The sequence below is a fragment of the Streptococcus mitis genome, from assembly GCF_047464035.1.
Lineage (GTDB): Bacteria > Bacillota > Bacilli > Lactobacillales > Streptococcaceae > Streptococcus > Streptococcus mitis_DX.
In genome coordinates this window covers 1-21727 of the sequence record NZ_JASHCQ010000012.1, presented here as the reverse complement: position 1 = coordinate 21727, position 21727 = coordinate 1, and the positions used below count along the sequence as shown (strand labels likewise).

General features: G+C 42.1%; 26 protein-coding genes. 24 read left to right on the top strand and 2 right to left on the bottom strand.

Annotation, left to right across the window (positions count from 1 at the left end):
* Positions 1-140: 140 nt before the first annotated feature.
* Complete coding sequence (locus QM818_RS05320; protein WP_261081207.1) at positions 141-1001, top strand: YihY/virulence factor BrkB family protein; 861 nt, start codon at positions 141-143, stop codon at positions 999-1001.
* A 74-nt stretch (positions 1002-1075) separates the two neighbouring features.
* On the opposite strand, the gene queA is transcribed toward QM818_RS05320, so the two are convergent.
* The gene (gene queA, locus QM818_RS05315) at positions 1076-2104 is read right to left on the bottom strand and encodes a tRNA preQ1(34) S-adenosylmethionine ribosyltransferase-isomerase QueA (RefSeq protein WP_261043278.1); all 1029 of its coding nucleotides are present in this window, start codon (positions 2102-2104) and stop codon (positions 1076-1078) included.
* Positions 2105-2254: 150 nt separating this feature from the next.
* On the opposite strand from queA, the gene QM818_RS05310 reads away from it, so the two are divergent.
* From QM818_RS05310 to QM818_RS05210, 21 genes are all read left to right on the top strand, one after another.
* On the top strand, positions 2255-2962 hold the full coding sequence (locus tag QM818_RS05310) for a glucosamine-6-phosphate deaminase (RefSeq protein WP_049516047.1): 708 nt from the start codon (positions 2255-2257) through the stop codon (positions 2960-2962).
* A gap of 150 nt (positions 2963-3112) precedes the next feature.
* Positions 3113-3289, top strand: a complete 177-nt coding sequence (gene rpsU / locus QM818_RS05305; protein WP_000048054.1) for a 30S ribosomal protein S21 — start codon at positions 3113-3115, stop codon at positions 3287-3289.
* Between the two features lie 281 nt (positions 3290-3570).
* Positions 3571-4506 (top strand): HPr(Ser) kinase/phosphatase, encoded by a 936-nt coding sequence (gene hprK / locus QM818_RS05300; protein WP_185757736.1) that lies wholly within the window; start codon positions 3571-3573, stop codon positions 4504-4506.
* Complete coding sequence (lgt, locus tag QM818_RS05295) at positions 4499-5287, top strand: prolipoprotein diacylglyceryl transferase (protein ID WP_084929735.1); 789 nt, start codon at positions 4499-4501, stop codon at positions 5285-5287. Before hprK ends, lgt begins: the two co-directional genes overlap by 8 nt.
* Positions 5288-5671 carry a DUF948 domain-containing protein gene (locus tag QM818_RS05290; RefSeq protein WP_000895044.1) on the top strand — a complete coding sequence of 128 codons (384 nt, stop codon included), beginning with the start codon at positions 5288-5290 and terminating at the stop codon, positions 5669-5671. It abuts the gene before it with no gap.
* Positions 5672-5686: 15 nt separating this feature from the next.
* Positions 5687-6076, top strand: a complete 390-nt coding sequence (locus QM818_RS05285) for a YtxH domain-containing protein (protein WP_023946290.1) — start codon at positions 5687-5689, stop codon at positions 6074-6076.
* Positions 6077-6159: 83 nt separating this feature from the next.
* Positions 6160-7290, top strand: a complete 1131-nt coding sequence (hemW, locus tag QM818_RS05280; RefSeq protein WP_049516050.1) for a radical SAM family heme chaperone HemW — start codon at positions 6160-6162, stop codon at positions 7288-7290.
* Between the two features lie 4 nt (positions 7291-7294).
* Positions 7295-8032, top strand: coding sequence for an acyl-ACP thioesterase domain-containing protein (locus QM818_RS05275; RefSeq protein WP_414299472.1), 738 nt, complete (start codon positions 7295-7297; stop codon positions 8030-8032).
* Positions 8033-8039: 7 nt separating this feature from the next.
* The gene (locus QM818_RS05270; RefSeq protein ID WP_261081002.1) at positions 8040-8813 is read left to right on the top strand and encodes a TIGR01457 family HAD-type hydrolase; all 774 of its coding nucleotides are present in this window, start codon (positions 8040-8042) and stop codon (positions 8811-8813) included.
* On the top strand, positions 8803-9420 hold the full coding sequence (locus QM818_RS05265) for a TIGR01906 family membrane protein (protein WP_261081001.1): 618 nt from the start codon (positions 8803-8805) through the stop codon (positions 9418-9420). Before QM818_RS05270 ends, QM818_RS05265 begins: the two co-directional genes overlap by 11 nt.
* A 211-nt stretch (positions 9421-9631) precedes the next feature.
* Positions 9632-10033 carry a Spx/MgsR family RNA polymerase-binding regulatory protein gene (locus QM818_RS05260; protein ID WP_000631254.1) on the top strand — a complete coding sequence of 134 codons (402 nt, stop codon included), beginning with the start codon at positions 9632-9634 and terminating at the stop codon, positions 10031-10033.
* Entirely contained in the window at positions 10033-10311 is a 279-nt protein-coding gene (locus QM818_RS05255) for a UPF0223 family protein (protein ID WP_261028275.1), read from the top strand. The genes QM818_RS05260 and QM818_RS05255 overlap by 1 nt, the downstream gene beginning before the upstream one ends.
* Positions 10301-11074 carry an inositol monophosphatase family protein gene (locus tag QM818_RS05250; RefSeq protein WP_254753736.1) on the top strand — a complete coding sequence of 258 codons (774 nt, stop codon included), beginning with the start codon at positions 10301-10303 and terminating at the stop codon, positions 11072-11074. Before QM818_RS05255 ends, QM818_RS05250 begins: the two co-directional genes overlap by 11 nt.
* Entirely contained in the window at positions 11075-12379 is a 1305-nt protein-coding gene (locus QM818_RS05245; protein WP_261081000.1) for an RsmF rRNA methyltransferase first C-terminal domain-containing protein, read from the top strand.
* 219 nt (positions 12380-12598) lie between these two features.
* Positions 12599-13477 carry a phosphate ABC transporter substrate-binding protein PstS family protein gene (locus QM818_RS05240; protein ID WP_261031569.1) on the top strand — a complete coding sequence of 293 codons (879 nt, stop codon included), beginning with the start codon at positions 12599-12601 and terminating at the stop codon, positions 13475-13477.
* Positions 13477-14394 carry a phosphate ABC transporter permease subunit PstC gene (gene pstC, locus QM818_RS05235; protein ID WP_261045642.1) on the top strand — a complete coding sequence of 306 codons (918 nt, stop codon included), beginning with the start codon at positions 13477-13479 and terminating at the stop codon, positions 14392-14394. The genes QM818_RS05240 and pstC overlap by 1 nt, the downstream gene beginning before the upstream one ends.
* Positions 14384-15268: a phosphate ABC transporter permease PstA gene (gene pstA, locus QM818_RS05230; RefSeq protein ID WP_000543046.1), complete on the top strand. Its 885-nt coding sequence runs from the start codon at positions 14384-14386 to the stop codon at positions 15266-15268. Before pstC ends, pstA begins: the two co-directional genes overlap by 11 nt.
* 10 nt (positions 15269-15278) lie before the next feature.
* A complete protein-coding gene (gene pstB / locus QM818_RS05225; protein ID WP_020900241.1) occupies positions 15279-16082 on the top strand; it encodes a phosphate ABC transporter ATP-binding protein PstB in 804 nt (267 codons plus the stop codon).
* Positions 16083-16094: 12 nt separating this feature from the next.
* Positions 16095-16853, top strand: a complete 759-nt coding sequence (pstB, locus tag QM818_RS05220) for a phosphate ABC transporter ATP-binding protein PstB (protein WP_000133484.1) — start codon at positions 16095-16097, stop codon at positions 16851-16853.
* Between the two features lie 11 nt (positions 16854-16864).
* Positions 16865-17518, top strand: a complete 654-nt coding sequence (phoU, locus tag QM818_RS05215; protein ID WP_000946458.1) for a phosphate signaling complex protein PhoU — start codon at positions 16865-16867, stop codon at positions 17516-17518.
* A 158-nt stretch (positions 17519-17676) separates the two neighbouring features.
* Entirely contained in the window at positions 17677-18492 is an 816-nt protein-coding gene (locus tag QM818_RS05210; RefSeq protein WP_261080999.1) for an ABC transporter substrate-binding protein, read from the top strand.
* Between the two features lie 20 nt (positions 18493-18512).
* Here QM818_RS05210 and QM818_RS05205 read toward each other — a convergent pair whose 3' ends face one another.
* Complete coding sequence (locus QM818_RS05205) at positions 18513-19784, bottom strand: aminotransferase-like domain-containing protein (protein WP_261080998.1); 1272 nt, start codon at positions 19782-19784, stop codon at positions 18513-18515.
* A gap of 303 nt (positions 19785-20087) precedes the next feature.
* Here QM818_RS05205 and budA point away from each other — a divergent pair, with 303 nt between their 5' ends.
* The gene (budA, locus tag QM818_RS05200) at positions 20088-20807 is read left to right on the top strand and encodes an acetolactate decarboxylase (RefSeq protein WP_004236184.1); all 720 of its coding nucleotides are present in this window, start codon (positions 20088-20090) and stop codon (positions 20805-20807) included.
* A 9-nt stretch (positions 20808-20816) separates the two neighbouring features.
* Positions 20817-21569, top strand: coding sequence for a YhfC family intramembrane metalloprotease (locus QM818_RS05195; RefSeq protein ID WP_261080997.1), 753 nt, complete (start codon positions 20817-20819; stop codon positions 21567-21569).
* The last annotated feature ends 158 nt before the right edge of the window (positions 21570-21727 follow it).

The following is a 21727-nucleotide window of genomic DNA, read 5'->3' as shown; positions in this document are numbered from 1 at the left end:
TCGCCTTGGATTATATATGTGACTGACTTCGTCAGTTTCATCTACAACCTCAAAGCAGGGCTTTGAGCAACCTGCGGCTAGCTTCCTAGTTTGCTATTTGATTTTCATTGAGTATAAGATTATAAGTGAAGGAGTGTGACATGAAAAAGTGGTGGAAAGAGCTGATAGACAAGCCTTTATTAAAAGCTTTTTTACATTATTATCAAGCATCAGATAGTGAGTTGACCAGTGTCGCAGTAGCCTACTATTGGTTGATTTCAATTTTCCCCCTGCTTTTGGTGGTGGTCAATATCCTGCCTTATTTTCAGATTCCTGTGGGAGAATTTCTGGACTTTATGAAAGACGTCCTGCCCCCAAGCCTCTATGAAGGTGTGGAAAAAATAGCCAGAGAAGTCTTGACCCAACCTTCAACAGGTTTATTGAGTTTTTCTGTTTTATCGGCGTTATGGAGTTTTTCAAAATCTATGAATTTCTTGCAAAAAGCTTTTAACAAGGCTTATGGCGTCGAAAAGAGTCGTGGACTTATTTCCCATCAGATGGTAAGTCTCCTAGTCAGTTTTGGTTTGCAGCTTCTCTTTGCGTTTGCCTTGTTTTTGAGCTTATTTGGGCAGATGATTTTGGATTTACTTGCTCATTATTGGACAAAAGATGGCATTATCTATCAGGCTTTACAAGGTTTAGCAGGTCCTCTGACTTACGCCCTCCTCTTTGCTATCTTGGTCATGCTTTATTATTTTCTTCCCAATCTATCTAACAGGAAACTTAGTTATACCCTACCAGGCAGTGCCTTTGTTCTCTTAGTGATTTTAGTTCTACTAACTCTGTTTTCTAGTTATCTCAATTACTATGTCCATCATTTAGTGGATGTCCGAATTTTAGGTTCCGTTCTTCTTGTTGTTATGATGTTTTGGTTTATCTTGATTGCTAAAATTGTTATCCTAGGCGCGGTGATCAATGCTAGTGTTCAGAGTTTGAAAGATCCGAGCTTTAATAAAGATTAACTATTTATCTATTACAAAAGCGCATACTATCAAGGTTTTAGTGCCTGATAATATGCGCTTTTTGATTGTGAAAATTAATAGATAAACATGGCATCGCCAAAACTAAAGAAGCGGTAGTGTTCTTGGATGGCATGGTGGTAGGCATCTAAGACTAATTCACGGCCAGCAAAGGCAGAAACCAACATGACCAGAGTTGATTTTGGAAGGTGGAAATTGGTTGAAAAGGCATCTACAACCTTCCATTCATAGCCAGGTTTGATAAAGATATTGGTCCAGCCAGAATCTGCTTGTATTTGTCCATCAAACTTGGAACCAATAGTCTCCAAGGTGCGGATAGAAGTGGTTCCGACAGCGATGACGCGACCACCATTTTCCTTAACAGAGCGAAGGGTGGCAGCAGCTTCCTCAGAAAGTTGGTAGAATTCTGAGTGCATTTCGTGTTCGTCCAAATTGTCCACAGAGACAGGTCTAAATGTTCCGAGTCCGACATGAAGAGTTAGATAGACTAGATGAACACCCTTAGCTTGGATTTCTGCCAGCAGTTCTTTGGTGAAGTGAAGACCAGCAGTCGGTGCTGCAGCAGAGCCACTTTCTTTAGCGTAGACCGTTTGATAGCGTTCACGGTCATCCAATTTTTCGTGGATATAAGGTGGTAGCGGCATTTCTCCCAGACTTTCCAAGACTTCTAGGAAAATTCCTTGGTATTCAAAGCGGACAATGCGGCCCCCGTGAGTCAATTCTTCCGTAACGATAGCGCTGAGACGGCCATCACCAAAGTTGACACGAGTACCGACCTTGAGGCGTTTGGCAGGTTTAGCCAGAACTTCCCACTCATCACCACTAATGTTTTTGAGTAGGAGCAGTTCCACATGACCTCCAGTTTCTTCCTTTTGACCATAGAGGCGGGCAGGGAGAACGCGGGTATCGTTCATGACAAGAGCATCACCAGGTTCCAGCATATCAATAATAGAGTGGAAGTGTTTATCCTGCATTTCTCCCGTCTCACGATTGACGATAAGGAGTTTAGAGGCATCTCGTTTTTCAAGGGGTGTTTGGGCAATCAATTCCTCAGGCAAGTGGAAATCAAAATCAGCTGTATTCATATTTCTGTTCATTCTTTCTAAGTTCTAATCTTATCCATTATAACATGTTTCAAGTATAGTCGCTCTTTTTTTGAAAATTAAATCGTTTTCACTTGACAAAAATTGGTCTATACCATATAATAAATATAGATTGAAACGGAGGATAAAAAGATGAAAGTTATTAAAGTTGAAAACCAAATCGAGGGTGGAAAAGTTGCTTTTGAGATTTTGAAGGAAAAATTGGCCAATGGAGCTCAAACCCTAGGACTTGCTACAGGAAGTAGCCCACTTGAATTTTACAAGGAAATTGTTGAGAGTGACCTTGATTTTTCAAATTTAACCAGTGTCAACCTTGATGAGTATGTAGGACTTGATGGAGATAATCCACAGTCTTACCGTTACTTCATGCAAGAAAACTTGTTTAACCAAAAACCATTTAAAGAAAGTTTCTTGCCTCGTGGGGTTAAGGACAATGCTGAAGCTGAAGTTGAACGCTACAACCAAATTTTGGCTGACCATCCAGTTGACCTCCAAATCTTGGGAATCGGTCGCAATGGACATATCGGATTTAATGAACCTGGTACTCCATTTGACAGTCAAACGCATCTGGTAGAGCTTGACCAGTCTACTATTGAAGCCAATGCGCGCTTTTTTGACAAGATTGAAGACGTTCCAACTCAAGCCATTTCAATGGGAATTAAAAACATCTTGGATGCCAAGTCAATTATTCTCTTTGCTTATGGTGAGTCGAAAGCAGAAGCCATTGCCGGAACAGTGTCTGGCCCAGTGACTGAGAATCTCCCAGCAAGTAGCCTCCAAAATCACCCTGATGTGACGATCATCGCAGATGCTGAAGCGCTCAGCCTACTTGAAAAATAAAAAACGAAACCCTTCAGTTTCTTCTATCTGAGTGCTTTAAACTCTTGTATAAATGGCAAAAAAATCAAAATTAAACCGGATTTTTTCTTGACAATTATTCCTTTTACGTGTAAAATAGAATAGATCTTGAACTTGAAGGGAGTGAAAAAAATGTCTAAAACAGTAGTACGTAAGAATGAATCTCTTGACGACGCACTTCGTCGTTTCAAACGTGCGGTTACTAAAGCTGGTACTCTTCAAGAAACACGCAAACGTGAATTCTATGAAAAACCTTCTGTAAAACGTAAACGTAAATCAGAAGCAGCTCGTAAACGTAAAAAATTCTAATTAGAAATGAAAGGCTGGAGAAATCTAGTCTTTTTTCTTTTAATACTCTTCGAAAATCTCTTCAAACCACGTCAACGTCGCCTTGCCGTATATATGTTACTGACTTCGTCAGTTTCATCTACAACCTCAAAACAGTGTTTTGAGCAACCTGCGGCTAGTTTCCTAGTTTGCTCTTTGATTTTCATTGAGTATAAATAAATACTTCAAAGCCTGCAAAAATCTGAAACTTCTAAGGACAATTTGATATAATAGTAAAAAGAACTCGATTGAAGGAGGAAATGATGTCGGTTTTAGTAAAAGAAGTGATTGAAAAGCTTAGACTAGACATTGTCTATGGCGAACCAGAATTACTTGAAAAGGAAATTAATACCGCGGACATTACGCGACCTGGTCTTGAAATGACGGGCTATTTTGACTATTATACGCCTGAGCGGATTCAACTTTTGGGAATGAAGGAGTGGTCCTATCTCGTTTCGATGTCCTCTCACAACCGTTACCAAGTCTTGAAAAAAATGTTTCTACCTGAGACACCTGCGGTTATTGTTGCTCGTGGTTTGGTGGTTCCTGAGGAGATGCTAAAGGCAGCTAGAGAATGTAAGATTGCTATTTTAACTAGCCGTACGGCGACCAGTCGATTGTCTGGAGAGTTATCTAGTTATCTGGATTCACGTTTGGCAGAACGTACCAGTGTGCACGGTGTCTTGATGGATATCTATGGTATGGGTGTCTTGATTCAGGGCGATAGTGGCATCGGTAAGAGTGAGACAGGTCTAGAGCTTGTCAAACGTGGTCACCGCTTGGTAGCTGATGACCGGGTCGATATCTTTGCTAAGGATGAGATTACTCTTTGGGGTGAACCGGCTGAAATCTTGAGACACTTGATTGAAATTCGTGGGGTTGGGATTATCGATGTTATGAGTCTCTACGGTGCCAGTGCCGTCAAGGATTCTTCACAAGTCCAGTTGGCTGTTTACTTGGAAAATTACGATACGCATAAGACTTTTGACCGTCTTGGAAACAATGCAGAGGAAATTGAAATTTCTGGTGTATCTATTCCGCGTATCCGCATCCCGGTTAAAACAGGTCGTAATATCTCTGTTGTGATTGAGGCTGCTGCCATGAATTATCGTGCCAAGGAAATGGGCTTTGATGCGACTCGTTTGTTCGAAGAACGTTTGACAAACCTCATTGCTCAAAACGAGGTGCCTAATGCTTGATCCAATTGCTATTCATCTAGGCCCTCTAGCTATTCGTTGGTATGCCTTGTGTATTGTAACAGGCTTGATTCTTGCGGTTTATTTGACCATGAAAGAAGCGCCTAGAAAGAAGATTATACCAGACGATATTTTAGATTTCATCTTGATAGCCTTTCCATTGGCTATTTTAGGAGCACGTCTCTATTATGTTATTTTCCGTTTTGATTACTATAGTCAGAATTTGGGAGAAATTTTTGCCATTTGGAATGGTGGTTTGGCCATTTACGGTGGTTTGATAACTGGTGCCCTTGTGCTCTATATCTTTGCTGATCGCAAACTCATCAATACTTGGGATTTTCTAGACATTGCGGCGCCAAGCGTCATGATTGCCCAAAGTTTGGGTCGCTGGGGCAATTTCTTTAACCAAGAAGCCTATGGTGCAGCAGTGGATAATCTGGATTATCTACCTGGCTTTATCCGTGACCAGATGTATATTGAAGGGAGCTACCGTCAGCCGACCTTCCTTTATGAGTCTCTTTGGAATCTACTTGGCTTTGCCTTGATTTTGATATTGAGACGAAAATGGAAGAGTCTCAGACGAGGTCATATCACTGCCTTTTACTTGATTTGGTATGGTTTCGGTCGTATGGTCATCGAAGGCATGCGAACAGATAGCCTCATGTTCTTTGGCCTTCGAGTGTCTCAATGGCTATCAGTTGTTCTTATCGGACTGGGTATTTTTATCGTTCTATATCAAAATCGAAAGAAGGCCCCTTACTATATTTCAGAGGAGGAAAACTAAATGTTAGAAGTTGCATATATTCTTGTAGCCCTTGCTTTGATTGTATTTTTAGTGTATTTAATCATTACTGTACAAAAGCTTGGACGTGTTATCGATGAAACAGAGAAGACGATTAAAACCTTGACTTCAGATGTGGATGTGACCTTGCATCATACCAATGAATTGCTGGCTAAGGTCAATGTCTTGGCAGATGATATCAATGTCAAGGTGGCAACGATTGATCCACTCTTTAGTGCAGTGGCAGATTTATCTCTATCTGTTTCAGACCTCAATGACCATGCGCGTGTCTTGAGCAAGAAAGCTTCTTCAGCTGGTTCAAAAACACTTAAGACTGGTGCAAGTTTGTCAGCTCTTCGTGTAGCAAGTAAATTTTTCAAAAAATAAAAAAGGAGAATTCTTATGGGTAAACTATCCTCAATCCTTTTAGGAACCGTTTCAGGTGCAGCTCTCGCCTTGTTTTTAACAAGCGACAAGGGCAAACAAGTTTGCAGTCAGGCTCAAGATTTTCTAGATGATTTGAGAGAAGATCCTGAGTATGCCAAGGAGCAGGTCTGTGGAAAACTGACAGAAGTCAAGGAGCAGGCTACAGATTTTGTTCTTAAAACCAAAGAACAGGTTGAGTCAGGTGAAATCACTGTGGACAGTGTCCTTGCTCAAGCCAAATCATGTGCTCGTCAAGCGACAGAAGCATCAAAAGATCGATTCAATAATCTCAAGGAGCAATGGCAAGAAAAGGCTGAAACTCTTGATGAATCAGAAGAGATTGTTATTGACATAACAGAAGAATAAACCATCACCATCTCTGGACGGACTATGTATCTGGGGATGGTGATTTTTTTCTCGTAGCCTGTCTTTGTGGTATAATAATTACTATGCAGAAAAAACCAACGTCAGCCTATGTGCACATCCCATTTTGTACCCAGATTTGTTATTACTGTGACTTTTCAAAAGTTTTTATCAAGAATCAGCCGGTAGATAGTTATTTGGAGCATTTGCTGGAAGAGTTTCGTTCTTATGACATTCAAAAGTTACGAACCCTTTACATCGGTGGTGGGACGCCAACGGCTTTGTCAGCACCGCAATTAGAGGTGCTCTTAAATGGCTTGACTAAAAATCTAGATTTGTCAGTCTTGGAAGAGTTGACCATTGAGGCCAACCCAGGCGATTTGGATGCAGATAAGATAGCTGTTTTGAAAAACTCGGCTGTCAATCGTGTTTCGCTAGGTGTGCAAACTTTTGATAACAAAATGCTGAAAAAGATTGGGCGCAGTCATTTGGAGAAGGACATTTATGAAAATATCGACCGCCTGAAACTGGCTGGTTTTGACAATATCTCTATTGACTTGATTTATGCACTGCCTGGTCAGACTATGGAGCAAGTTAAGGACAATGTGGCTAAGGCCATTGGGCTGGATATTCCCCATATGAGTTTGTATAGTTTGATTTTGGAAAATCATACGGTCTTTATGAACCGTATGCGACGAGGGAAATTGCCTCTGCCTAAGGAGGAACTTGAGGCTGAGATGTTTGAGTATATCATCGCAGAGCTGGAGCGAGCAGGTTTTGAGCATTATGAAATTTCCAATTTCTCCAAGCCTGGTTTTGAAAGTCGCCACAATCTCATGTACTGGGACAATGCCGAATACTATGGCATCGGTGCTGGGGCATCTGGTTATGTCAATGGTGTTCGTTATAAAAATCATGGTCCCATTCGTCATTATCTCAATGCGGTTGAGGAAGGCAATGCTCGGATCACAGAAGAGCACCTGAGTCAAAAGGAGCAAATGGAAGAAGAAATGTTCCTAGGTCTCCGCAAGAAATCAGGGGTTTCCATGGCGCGATTTGAGGAAAAATTTGGTCGGTCTTTTGATGGACTTTATGGAGAAATTGTCAGAGACTTGGTTCAACAAGGTCTCATGCAAATAGAGGGTGACCGCGTGCGCATGACAAAAAGAGGTCTCTTTTTGGGAGACACCGTAGCAGAACGATTTATTTTGGAGTAGGAAGATGGGCTTAACTTATCAAATGAAAATGAAAATTCCTTTTGATATGGCTGATATGAATGGTCATATTAAACTTCCAGATGTGATTTTGTTATCCCTGCAAGTTTCAGGGATGCAGTCGATTGAGTTGGGAGTTAGTGATAAGGCCATTTTGGAAGACTATAATCTGGTCTGGATTATCACAGACTATGATATTGAGGTGGTTCGTTTGCCTCGCTTTGCGGAAGAAATCACTATTGAAACGGAAGCCCTGAGCTACAATCGACTCTTTTGCTACCGTCGCTTTACCATTTATGATGAAGCAGGTCAGGAACTCATCCACATGATAGCGACTTTTGTTCTGATGGACCGAGATAGTCGAAAAGTCCATGCTGTCGAACCTGAGATTGTGGCTCCTTACCAGTCTGATTTTGATAAAAAACTTATCCGCGGACCAAAGTATGAGTCCTTGAACGAGCCAATCAGCAAGGATTACCATGTCCGTTTTTACGACTTGGATATGAATGGTCATGTTAATAACAGTAAGTATCTGGACTGGATTTTTGAGGTCATGGGAGCGGACTTTTTGACCCAATATATTCCCAAGAGAATCAACCTCAAGTATGTCAAGGAAGTTCGACCAGGTGGGGTTATTACATCGGCTGTTGAACGGACTGGACTGGAAAGCAAGCATGAGATTACAAGCGACGGGGCTACCAATGCCCAAGCTATGATTACTTGGCAAGAAATGAAAAAGGATTAGAGAAAATATGAAATATAAAGGCTATTTAATTGATTTAGACGGAACTATTTATAAGGGTAAAGACAGAATCCCAGCAGGGGAGGCTTTTATCCATGAATTGCAAAAGCGGGACATTCCCTATCTCTTTGTGACCAACAATACAACCCGTACTCCAGAGAGTGTTCAAGAAATGTTGGCTCAGAATTTTAATATCGATACGCCCCTATCGACTGTCTACACAGCGACTTTGGCCACTATCGACTATATGAATGACTTGGGGCTTGAAAAGACGGTCTATGTCATCGGAGAAGCAGGGCTTAAGGAAGCCATTAAGGCGGCTGGTTATGTCGAAGACAAGGAAAATCCTGCCTATGTGGTAGTAGGCCTGGACTGGCAAGTTGATTATGAAAAATTTGCGACAGCAACTCTTGCTATCCAAAAGGGAGCTCATTTTATCGGAACCAATCCTGACCTCAACATCCCGACAGAACGCGGTCTTTTGCCAGGTGCTGGTTCACTGATTACGCTTCTTGAAGTAGCAACACGAGTGAAGCCTGTTTATATTGGAAAACCAAATGCCATTATTATGGACAAGGCGGTTGAGCACTTAGGTTTGGAACGTGAAGAGTTAATCATGGTCGGAGATAACTACCTGACTGATATCCGGGCTGGGATTGACAATGGTATTCCAACGCTTTTGGTGACGACAGGTTTTACCAAGGCAGAAGAAGTAGCAGACCTGCCAATCGCACCGACTCATGTGGTTTCTAGTCTTGCGGAGTGGGATTTTGATGAAAACTAAACTGACCTTTTGGAGCTCTATGCTCTTTCTCCTCTCGCTTTCTATCCTTCTGACCATTTATCTGGCTTGGGTCTTCTATCCTATGGAGATTCAGTGGTTGCACCTAACGAATCGAGTTTATCTAAAACCAGAAACTATTCAATACAATTTTCATATCTTGATGAATTATCTTACCAATCCTTTTAGCCAGGTCTTGCAGATGCCTGATTTTCGTTCGTCAGCAGCTGGTCTGCACCACTTTGCGGTGGTCAAAAATCTCTTTCACTTGGTTCAGCTAGTAGCCCTAGTGACACTGCCAAGTTTTTACGTCTTTGTCAAAGGGATTGTGAAAAAGGGCTTTTTATCTCTATTCAGTAAGGGGCTTTTGACTCTAGTAGTCTTGCCTGTGCTGATTGGTCTTGGGGGAGTTTTGATTGGTTTTGACCAATTCTTTACTCTTTTCCATCAAATTCTCTTTGTGGGAGATGATACCTGGCTTTTTGACCCAGCCAAGGATCCTGTTATTCTGATTTTGCCAGAGACCTTTTTCCTTCATGCCTTCCTCCTCTTTTTTGCCCTCTATGAAAGCTTCTTTGGCTATCTTTATCTAAAAAGTCGTAGGAAGTGAAACGAAAGATGTTCTTATTTCACATGTATAAATTAGGTGTGTGATTCGAAACTATCGTTAAGAGTGAATTAACTAATTCAGAAATGTATTAATCGTTCGCAAACAGTCTATTTTTCTTGAAAAAATAGGCTTTTTTTCTAAAAATCTCTAGTCAAGCGCTTTATTTTTTTGTATAATAGAAGTAGCAAAGTATAGATAAGAAGAGAAAAGCATGATTACACTATTTCTATCACCGAGCTGTACTTCATGTCGTAAGGCAAAGGCCTGGTTAGAGAAACATAAGGTGCCCTTTGAGGAGCATAATATTATGACCAGTCCCTTAACAAGAAAAGAATTGCAACACATTCTTTCCTTGACCGAAAATGGTACTGATGACATCATTTCAACTCGTTCAAAAATTTTTCAAAAATTAGATATTGATGTAGAGAGTATCTCGGTATCAGAATTGCTTCATTTGATTGAGCAGTACCCTAGTCTTTTGCGTCGTCCCATTATTATTGATGCCAAACGTATGCAGATCGGTTTTAATGAAGATGAGATTCGTGCTTTTCTCCCTCGTAGTTATCGTAAGCAAGAACTAAAAGAAGCAAGAATGAGAGCTGGTATTAGTTAATGAACAAACAGTATAGTTACCCACTAGATTTGTCGTGGAGCACTGAAGAACTTGCTTCAGTGCTTTCTTTTTTTAATGATGTTGAAGCTGCCTATGAAAGCAAGGTAGAGGCTAAAAAGTTACTGGACTCCTATAAGGGATTCAAGGTGGTCGTGCCAAGCAAGAGTGAAGAGAAACGTTTGGGACGAGAATTTGAAACAGTTAGTGGCTATTCGCTCTACCGAGCGGTTCAGGCTGCCAAGGAAAAAGGGGAAGGAAAGATTTCTCTTGGAAAGTAAATTTGAATTTGCTAAAGAGCTGGTCAAGAAGGCGGGCCAGTACATCCTTGACCATATGCAGGAAGATTTGTGTGTTGAGACGAAGACCTCTCCAACAGATTTGGTGACCAGACTGGACAAGGAAGTTCAGGAGCTCTTGGTTGGTGAGATTTTATCCCGTTATCCTGAGGATAAGATTTGTGCTGAAGAAGGTTGTCTGCGAGCCTCGGTTCAAGAGGGCAAGGTTTGGGTCATTGATCCAATTGATGGTACCAATAATTTTGTAGCCCAGCAGGAAGATTTTGCTGTTATGATGGCTTATTTTGAAAATGGCCAGGGACAGTTTGGTCTGATTTATGATGTGGTCAAAGGGGATTGTTATCACGGTGGTGGTAAGTTTCCGGTTTGCCGAAATGATCAGCCCCTAGCTCCCTTTAAAGTAAAACCCCTTGGAGATTTTCTTATTGCAGGGAATAGTGGTATGTTGGAAACCAATGAATGGGGCTTGGCTGATTTGAGTCGGGCTGTACTCGGTGTACGTGTCTATGGGAGTGCGGCCATTAGTTTTGCCAAGATTTTGTCAGGGCGTTTGTTGACCTATGTTACTTATCTGCAACCATGGGATTATGCTGCGGCTAGTATTTTAGGGGAAAGTCTGGGCTATCGGGTTGTGACCCTTTCTGGTCAAGCGCTTGATTTTCAAACCAGACAGCCGGTCATGATGCTACCTCTTGAGATGCAGGAGGAAATTCAGTCCTATATTTACGAAAGGAAAAGAACTTAAATGCAATTTCCAGAAGGATTTGTTGAAAAATATGAAGAGATACTAGGAGATGAGGCAAGAGATTTTCTTGCCTCTTTTGAGGAGGAAGCGGTTTCGGCCTTTCGGGTCAATCCTTTAAAAGAAGCGCCAGTTTCCTTTCCTGATGCCATCCCTCAAACTCCTTGGGGCCACTATGGAAAGGTTTCAGGGAAATCGCCTGAGCATGCTACAGGTCTAGTTTATTCGCAAGAACCCGCTGCCCAGATGGTAGCGCAGGTAGCCCAACCCAGTCCTGGAATGAAGGTCTTGGATTTGGCTGCTGCACCGGGTGGCAAATCAACTCAGCTGGCAGCCTATCTAGCAGGGGAGGGTATTCTCGTTTCCAATGAAATTTCAAGCAAACGGGCTAAGATTTTAGTAGAAAACATGGAGCGTTTCGGAGCGACAAATGTCGTGGTGACCAATGAATCTGCTGACCGTTTGGCCAAGGTTTTTAAGGGCTATTTTGACCTCATTGTCCTTGATGCCCCCTGCTCAGGGGAAGGGATGTTCCGTAAGCAACCAGATGCTATGGACTATTGGAGCTTAGATTATCCAAGTCAATGTGCTAGCTTGCAAAGAGAAATTCTGGAAGATGCAGTGACCATGCTAGCAGAGGGAGGTCGTCTGGTTTATTCAACCTGTACCTGGGCACCTGAAGAAAACGAAGAAATCGTCAATTGGTTGCTGGAAGAGTATGATTTTGATTTGCTGCCAGTAGAGCATATCAATGGAATGGTAGCTGGTATTGACCTGCCAGAAACGGCTCGGATGTATCCTCATCATTTTAAGGGAGAGGGTCAGTTTGTCGCCCATTTGCAATTTAAAGGCGAAAATCCAGCCCCAAAATGTAAGGTAAGTAAGAGCAATCTCAGTCGAGAACAAGTTGCCTTGTGGCAGGAATTTGCCCAAAAACACTTGAAGGTCAATCTAAGAGGTATCTTGCAGACTTTTGGGGACCAACTTTATCTCTTGCCCGAACTTTTGCCAGATTTAGGAAAACTCAAGATTGCTCGGAATGGACTGCATCTAGGGACCTTTAAGAAGAAACGCTTTGAGCCTAGTTTTGCTCTTGGTCTAGCCTTGAAACCGAGTCAGATCAAGCGGTCGGTTGAAATTGATCAAGAGGAGTTTGTAAAATATGCGGCTGGAGAAACCGTTCAGCTGGCGGAAAGTCTGCCAAATGGTTGGTACCAAGTTTTGGTTCAAGGAAATGGTTTGGGCTTTGCTAAGGTGACTGGAAATGTTTTGAAAAATTATTTTCCTAAAGGCCTCAGATTCAAGTGAAAATGCTAGTCAAAGTAGCTTGTCTATGTTATAGTGGAAGTATGGATTTTTTCAAATTGTCTTTTATTTTAAGTCAAAATTTGTTGAGAAGGTAGCTGAGCAAATTTCTAGTAAAATTAAGCTAGTAACTTCAGTTGGATCCCAATTTTCAAAATAAAAACATAACTAAATAGTTGAAAAAATTCATAGCATTCACCATTATTTTCAAGGAGAAAAACAGTGAAAAAAAGGAAAAAACTCGCTCTATTCCTTGCGGCTCTTTTGCTAGCAGGTTCTTTGGCGGGATGTGCTAGCTGGATTGATCGTGGAGAATCCATGACAGCTGTTGGCTCAACGGCTCTTCAGCCCTTGGTCGAAGCAGCAGCAGATGAATTTGGCTCTATGCACGTTGGAAAAACAGTTAACGTCCAAGGTGGCGGATCTGGTACAGGTTTGTCTCAGGTTCAGTCTGGAGCCGTTGATGTAGGAAATTCAGACGTATTTGCCGAGGAAAAAGACGGTATCAATGCCTCCGCTCTTGTGGATCACAAGGTTGCAGTAGCGGGCTTGGCAGTTATTGTGAACAAGGAAGTTGATGTTGAAAATCTGACAACTGAACAACTCCGTAGTATCTTCACAGGCCAAGTGACCAACTGGAAAGAAGTCGGTGGGAAAGACCTAGCCATTTCCATTATCAACCGTGCGGCAAGTTCTGGTTCACGTGCAACCTTTGATAGTGTTGTCATGGATGGTCAATCTGCCGTGCAGAGTCAAGAACAGGATTCAAATGGGATGGTCAAAAACATTGTTTCCCAGACACCAGGAGCCATTTCTTACCTAGCCTTTGCCTATGTGGATGACTCGGTGAAACGCATGAAGTTGAATGGCTATGAGCCGATTGCAGAAAATGTTACAAGCAATAACTGGCCTTTGTGGTCTTATGAACACATGTATACACTAGGCCAACCAAATGAATTGGTGGCAGAATTCCTCAACTTTGTCCTCTCTGATGAAGCGCAAAGTGGAATTGTTAAGGGGATGGGCTATATTTCTGTTAAGGAAATGAAGGTTGAAAAAGATGCTGTAGGAACGGTGACAGCACTAGAAGGGAGTCAATAATGAATCAAGAAGAATTAGCTAAAAAATTACTTTCTCCCTCAAAGAACTCTCGTCTAGAGAAACTAGGAAAAGGCTTAACCTTTGCCTGTCTGTCTTTGATTGTCATTATTGTGGCTATGATTTTGATTTTCGTAGCCCAAAAAGGCTTGTCGACCTTCTTTGTCAATGGGGTCAATATCTTTGATTTCCTTTTTGGACAAACTTGGAATCCTTCAGGTAAACAATTTGGTGCCCTTCCTATGATTTTGGGTTCCTTTATTGTCACAATCCTATCAGCTCTTATCGCAACTCCTTTTGCCATTGGTGCGGCAGTCTTTATGACTGAAGTCTCACCAAAAGGTGCTAGAGTCTTGCAACCAGCCATTGAATTGCTAGTCGGGATTCCTTCAGTCGTGTATGGATTTATCGGTTTACAGGTCGTAGTTCCTTTTGTCCGTAGTGTCTTTGGTGGAACTGGTTTTGGGATTTTATCAGGGATTTTTGTTCTCTTTGTCATGATCTTACCGACGGTAACCTTTATGACAACCGATAGCTTGCGTGCGGTACCTCGTCACTACCGCGAAGCTAGTTTGGCTATGGGAGCTACTCGTTGGCAAACCATCTGGCGCGTGACCTTAAAGGCTGCGCGTTCAGGGATTTTTACAGCAGTGGTCTTTGGGATGGCGCGTGCCTTTGGTGAGGCCTTGGCCATTCAGATGGTAGTCGGAAACTCAGCTGTTGTCCCAACTTCACTAACAACACCTGCTGCGACCTTGACCTCTGTTTTGACCATGGGTATCGGAAATACCGTTATGGGAACCGTTGACAATAACGTTCTCTGGTCACTGGCCTTAGTCTTGCTCTTGATGAGTTTGGCCTTCAACAGTGTGATTAAATTGATTACGAAAGAAAGAGGAAAGAAAAACTATGCACGCTAAGAAATTAGATAAAATTGCAACAGCTGTCCTCTACTCGATTGCAGGGATTATTGTGGCCATCTTGGCATCCTTGATTCTTTATATCTTGGTTCGTGGTTTGCCCCACATCTCTTGGTCTTTCTTGACCGGCAAATCATCTTCCTACCAAGCAGGCGGAGGAATTGGAATTCAGCTCTATAATTCCTTCTTCCTTCTGGTCATCACCTTGATTATCTCTGTGCCTTTATCTATGGGGGCTGGGATTTTCCTAGCTGAATATGCTAAAAAAGGTCCTGTGACCAACTTTGTCAGAACCTGTATTGAAATCTTGTCTTCATTGCCATCAGTGGTTGTGGGTCTATTTGGTTACTTGATCTTTGTAGTTCAGTTTGAGTATGGATTTTCAATCATTTCAGGTGCCTTGGCCTTGACAGTCTTTAACCTGCCTCAGATGACTCGTAATGTTGAAGACAGTTTGAAACACGTTCACCACACGCAACGTGAAGCTGGCCTAGCTCTTGGGATTTCTCGTTGGGAGACTGTAGTCCATGTAGTCATTCCAGAAGCCCTTCCAGGGATTGTAACGGGGGTTGTCTTGGCCTCTGGTCGTATCTTTGGTGAGGCTGCTGCTTTGATTTACACAGCAGGACAATCCGCTCCAGCTCTTGACTGGTCTAACTGGAATATTCTCAGTGTGACCAGCCCAATCTCTATCTTCCGTCAAGCAGAAACCTTGGCTGTCCACATCTGGAAAGTCAATAGCGAAGGAACCATTCCAGATGGAACCATCGTATCAGCAGGTTCTGCGGCCGTGCTCCTCATCTTTATCCTCATATTTAACTTTGGAGCCCGTAAACTCGGAAGTTACCTACATAAGAAATTAACCGCTGCCTAAAGGAGAAGCCATGTCAAAATATAATTGGGATGAAAAGCATATCATCACCTTTCCTGAAGAGAAAGTGGCCCTCTCTACTAAGGATTTACATGTTTACTACGGTAAAAAAGAATCCATCAAGGGCATCGATATGCAATTTGAAAAAAATAAAATTACAGCCTTAATTGGCCCATCTGGATCTGGGAAATCAACCTACCTCCGCAGTCTCAATCGTATGAATGATACCATTGATATTGCCAAGGTCACAGGTCAAATCCTCTACCAAGGGATTGATGTCAACCGTCCAGAAATTAATGTCTATGAGATGCGTAAGCACATCGGAATGGTCTTCCAACGACCAAATCCTTTTGCCAAGTCTATCTACCGCAATATCACTTTTGCCCATGAACGTGCAGGGGTTAAGGACAAGCAAGTCTTGGATGAAATTGTGGAAACCTCTCTTCGTCAAGCTGCCCTTTGGGATCAGGTCAAAGACGATTTGCACAAGTCAGCCTTGACCCTATCAGGTGGTCAGCAGCAACGTCTCTGTATCGCTCGTGCTATTTCGGTCAAGCCAGATATTCTCTTGATGGATGAGCCAGCGTCAGCCTTGGATCCCATTGCGACGGCCCAGCTGGAAGAAACCATGTTGGAATTGAAGAAGGATTTCACTATCATCATCGTGACCCACAGTATGCAGCAGGCTGCGCGTGCTAGTGACTACACAGGATTTTTCTACTTGGGCGACTTGATTGAGTACGATAAGACCTCTAATATTTTCCAAAATGCCAAACTACAGTCAACCAATGACTACGTAACAGGACACTTTGGATAGAAAGGAAACAGTATGACAGAAGCGATTTTACAGGTATCAGACCTGTCCGTTTACTACAATCAAAAAAAGGCCTTGAATAGTGTTTCCCTATCTTTCCAACCTAAGGAAATTACAGCCTTGATTGGTCCATCTGGATCAGGGAAGTCAACCCTTCTCAAGGCAATCAACCGCATGGGGGATCTTAATCCAGAGGTGACTACAACTGGTTCAGTAGTTTATAACGGTCATAATATTTATAGTCCGCGTACAGATACAGTTGAATTGCGTAAAGAAATCGGTATGGTTTTCCAACAACCAAACCCCTTCCCGATGTCTATTTACGAAAATGTTGTCTACGGGCTTCGTATCAATGGAGTTAAGGACAAGCAGGTTCTGGATGAAGCAGTTGAAAAAGCCTTGCAACGAGCTTCTATCTGGGATGAGGTCAAGGATCGCCTGCATGATTCGGCTATCGGGCTTTCAGGTGGACAACAACAACGTGTCTGTGTTGCCCGTGTCTTGGCAACCAGCCCTAAAATCATTCTTTTGGATGAACCGACTTCAGCCTTGGACCCTATCTCGGCTGGTAAGATTGAAGAAACCTTGTATGGTCTAAAAGATAAATATACCATGCTCTTGGTTACGCGTTCTATGCAACAAGCCTCTCGTATTTCTGACAAGACAGGATTTTTCCTAGATGGAGATTTGATTGAGTTTAACGATACCAAGAAGATGTTCCTCAACCCACAACACAAGGAAACAGAAGATTATATTTCAGGAAAATTTGGATAAGGAGATAAATGATGTTACGTTCTCAATTTGAAGAAGATTTAGAGAAATTGCACAACCAGTTCTATGCTATGGGACAAGAAGTGCTATCCCAAATCAATCGTACAGTACGTGCCTTTGTTACGCATGACCGTGATTTGGCCAAAGAAGTCATCGAAGACGATGCAGAAGTAAACGAATACGAAGTGAAATTGGAGAAGAAATCATTTGAAATGATTGCCCTACAACAACCCGTTTCTCAGGACTTGCGTACTGTTTTGACAGTCTTGAAGGCTGTATCTGACTTGGAACGTATGGGGGACCATGCTGTTTCCATTGCCAAAGCGGCAATTCGTATGAAGGGGGAGCAACGTATCCCAGCTGTTGAAGAAGAAATCAAGAGAATGGGGCGCGATGTCAAGAACTTCGTTGAAGCAGCCCTTGAACTCTATCTCAATGGTTCAGTGGATCAGGCCTATGAAGTAGCAGCCATGGACGAAAAAATCAACCATTACTTTGATAGCATTCGTGATTTGGCTACAGAAGAAATCAAGAAAAATCCAGATGCAATCGTTACAGGTCGTGATTATTTCCAAGTGATTGCCTTCTTGGAACGTATTGGAGACTATGCCAAAAATATCTGTGAATGGGTTGTTTACTTTGAAACAGGTAAGATTGTCGAACTATAAAATAGATTCATTCTGTATAAAAAGGAGCTTGAAATCAATTGATAGCTCCTTTTCTTGAATTAAAAAAATATTTTTAAGATAAAAATTCAAAAAAATACTTGACAAGTAACTTGGATAGCGTTATAATTATACAAAATTAACAGAGAGGTTGTTTATTTATGAAATCAAAAAAATGGATATTTGTTTTATGTAGTTTTCTTGCAAGTTTCTTCTTAGTAGCTTGCCAGTCGGGTTCTAATGGTTCTCAGTCAGCTGTTGAGGCCATTAAGCAAAAGGGGAAATTAGTTGTGGCGACTAGTCCTGACTATGCACCTTTTGAATTTCAGTCTTTAGTTGACGGGAAAAATCAGGTAGTCGGTGCGGATATTGATATGGCCCAATCTATCGCTGATGAACTTGGGGTGAAGTTGGAAATTTCAAGCATGAGTTTTGACAATGTCTTGACTAGTCTTCAAACTGGTAAGGCTGATCTAGCAGTTGCGGGAATTAGTGCTACTGACGAGAGAAAAGAAGTCTTTGATTTTTCAATCCCTTACTATGAAAACAAGATTAGTTTCTTAGTTCGTAAGGCTGATGTAGAAAAATACAAGGATGTAACTAGCCTTGAAAGTGCTAATATTGCAGCCCAAAAAGGGACTGTTCCAGAGTCTATGGTCAAGGAACAATTGCCAAAAGCTCAGTTGACTTCCCTAACCAATATGGGTGAAGCTGTTAATGAATTACAGGCTGGAAAAGTTGATGCTGTTCACATGGATGAGCCTGTTGCCCTTAGTTATGCTGCTAAAAACGCAGACCTAGCTGTCGCAACTGTCAGCTTGAAGATGAAGGACGGCGAAGCCAATGCCGTTGCCCTTAGAAAAAATAGTGCTGATTTGAAAGAAGTGGTGGACAAGGTCATCCAAAAACTCAAGGATGACGGCACCTACAAAAAATATCTTGAAAAAGCAGCAACCTTAACAGAAGTTGAACAATAAGAAAAAAGCAGAGTTGGAAGTCATTCCAATTCTGCTTTTAAATAGTCTAAAACTTTTTTTAGATTGTCTAGGGACACCTTGGCAAATTGATAAGGGCAGGCATCCAAGTATGCCTCCTCAAAGAAGTTCAATTTCAGCTGACTGTGTTTGAGGCTGGCGATTTTAGGATACTGTCTGAGGTCTAGCAATAAACCATCGTGTAGGGGATAATGAGGAAGGGGACAAGGAGTGTTAGCTAGTCTTTCCTCGATTTGTTTTTGGTAAGCTTCTTGATTGGACAAGCGAGCTAGACGATTTTTTTCAAACAATTGACTGTCAATATAGAGTGACAGGGCCTTTTGCATGATGAGGTTGCTGTCGTAGTCTAGGATATTTTTGTAGGCCACAAAGGCTTCCTTGATAGCATTTGGCAGAATGAGTGCCGTAATCCGCAGGGCTGGAAAGAGGCTGGTTGAGAAGGACTTGATATAAATGACCCGCTCCTCTGTATCCAGATAGTGGAAGGTTTGGCCCTTCTTGAAGTCCAAATCTCCTAAATAGTCGTCCTCTACGATATAGACACCATACTTGGTAGCTAAGTCAAGAATAGCTCGTTTGTCTTGATCAGAATAGGAATGTCCCAGAGGATAGTGAAAGCGAGGAATAGTATAGAAAAACTTAATCTTTCCTGTCTTGAAATGGACTTCCAGCTCCTCCAAGTCAATCCCATCAATGCCTCGTTCAATTGTTTGATAGTCCAAGCCCTGAGCAATCAAGAGACGGTTCATTCGATGGTAGGTCGGCTGTTCCACCAAGATTTCCTTGGCTTGACTAGGAAAGGAAATTTGAGAGAGGATAAAAAGGGCTTGTTGGGTTCCAGAAGTCAGTACCAGTTGATCAGCCTTGCAGTAGAGGGCTTGGTCAAAGAGGAGTTGGTGAATGGACTGTCTTAGATCTTCTAATCCTTCTTGGTTGTCATAGTAGTTGAAGAGGTAGTTTTCTCGGCCAACCAAGGTTTCATTGACACAGATTCGGAAATCGTCATAGGCGCTGGCATGTTCGTCCGTAACCTCGATTTCTAGGTCCTGGTGTTGTCCTTGTTCTAAGACATAGTAGCCACTCTGGGGCTTGGCATAGAGGTATTGCTCGTGCCGTAATTCCAGCAGGGCGCGTTGAATGGTGTCCTTGCTACAGTGAAAGTCAAGGCTCAGTTGACGGATAGAAGGCAGGCGACTTCCCGTCGGAAAACGTTCAGACTCGATACCTTTTTTTAGATAGGAAACGACCTCTTGGTATTTGCTTTGTTTCTTCATTCCATACCTCCCTTGATTTTGTTACATTGTACCCTTTTTTTTCCTTCTTGGCAATGTCTAGAGTGTTTCTCTCGTTCACATCTAGGGGCAAATGTGGTATACTTAGGAGTAAGATTTATAGAATAATACTCTTCGAAAATCTCTTCAAACCACGTCAGCTTCGCCTTGCCGTATATATGTTACTGACTTCGTCAGTTCTATTTACAACCTCAAAGCAGTGCTTTGAGCAGCCTGTGGCTCGCTTCCTAGTTTGCTTTTTGATTTTCATTGAGTATAACAGACAAGAAAGAGAAAAGATAAAAAGTGCAAGAACCAGTAAAATTATTTCAATACAATACGCTAGGAGCCTTGATGGCAGGCCTTTATGGTGGTACCATGACAGTGGGAGAATTGCTAGAGCATGGTGATCTTGGTTTGGGAACCTTGGATTCCATTGATGGAGAATTGATTGTCTTGGATGGCAAGGCTTATCAAGCCAAAGGCTCAGGAGAGCAACCAGAGATTGTTGAGGTGTCACCAGATGCCCTTATTCCTTACGCAGCAGTAGTACCGCATCAGGCAGAGGTTATTTTCCGCCAGCGCTTTGAGATGACAGATAAGGAATTGGAAGAACGAATTGAGTCTTATTATGATGGGGAAAATCTTTTCCGCTCTATCAAGATTCGTGGGGAATTTTCGCATATGCATGTGCGCATGATTCCCAAGTCGACACCAGATACCAAGTTTGCTGATGTCGCGACTCATCAACCGGAATATAGTCGTGATAATGTGGCGGGGACCATCGTTGGTTTCTGGACGCCAGAGATTTTCCATGGGGTCAGTGTGGCAGGCTACCATCTGCACTTCATCTCAGATGATTTGACCTTCGGTGGACATGTCATGGACTTTGTCATCAAGGAAGGTATTATCGAGGTGGGAGCTGTTGACCAATTGGATCAACGTTTCCCAGTCCAAGACCGTCAATACTTGTTTGCTAAGTTCAATGTTGACGAGATGAAAAAAGATATTGAAAAGGCAGAATAGGAGAAGAAAATGACTATTCATATCATTATTACCATGTTGCTGTTACTAGCTTTCTTGATAGGAAGCATTTGGTATGCAAAAAAGAAATACCAGATCAATCTAGCTGTCTTGGGCTTGGGGGCTGTTGCTTTCTTTGTCTCTTCACAGATTTTGGAAAAACTGGTGCATATCTTAGTTTTGCATCCTCAAAAAGACGGTAGTATTGCCCTCTTGCAGGATCATCCACTTCTCTATATCATCTATGGCCTAGTCATGGCAGCATTTTTTGAGGAAACTGCTCGTCTTATTTTCTTCAAATGGTTGGAGAAAAAGAGAAGTTTGGAAAAGGCAGATGCCTTGGCTTATGGATTGGGGCATGGTGGTTTGGAGTTGATTTTCCTAGGTCTTACTAGTTTGCTTAATCTCTACATCGTTCTCTCAGCAGTTCAAACGCAAAATCCACAAGTTATGCAATTGCTGTCTGAAAATATGTTGAAAACTATTCAGTCGCTATCAGTCTGGCAGATTTATTTGCTTGGTTTTGAGAGAATCTTGGCGCTAGGATTCCAATTGCTTTTGACAGTTTGGGTTTACCAAGCTGTTCGCCAGAAGAAATGGATTTATCTCCTAGCGGCCTATGGACTACATGCCTTCTTTGACATGGCACCATCTCTAGCTCAAGTAGGATGGATTACAAGTCCAGTCTTGGTTGAAGTTGTCCTAGCACTTGAACTTGTTCTGCTTGCCTATGGAACAAAGGCTATCTTTTGCAAAAAATCATAAAAAGAGGGGAAACCTCTTTTTTGTTTAAAATGGTAAATTCGCAAACTAAGTTCCACCGCTAGTAGAAGTGGAAGTTAGTCTGATAAAAATCCTAAAAACCAGTGGAAATCCGTGTCAGGGTAAGTTCCACTGGTTTTACTAATGCTTGATTTCATCGC